Annotated in this window: 1 pseudogene; it reads left to right on the forward strand. The window is 69.8% G+C overall.

The window, feature by feature from the left end:
* Positions 1 to 212 (forward strand): annotated as a pseudogene (locus BN358_RS26800) (response regulator); the annotation flags it as partial.

The following is a 212-nucleotide window of genomic DNA, read 5'->3' on the forward strand; positions in this document are numbered from 1 at the left end:
GGCGGCCGATCTTCCTGAACTGGACGTGTTCGAGGTGGCCACGCAGCCCGTCGTGCTGCAGACCATGGACGCCGGTGGCGTCGACCTGGTCATCCTGGACGGCGAGGCGACGCCCTCCGGCGGGATGGGGCTGTGCCACCAGCTGAAGAACGAGATCACAGACTGCCCGCCGGTGCTGCTGTTGGTGGCGCGCGTCGCGGACGCGTGGCTGG

Origin of the sequence: Sedimentibacter sp. B4 (assembly GCF_000309315.1) — a bacterium.
Classification (GTDB): Bacteria; Bacillota; Clostridia; order Tissierellales; family Sedimentibacteraceae; genus Sedimentibacter; species Sedimentibacter saalensis.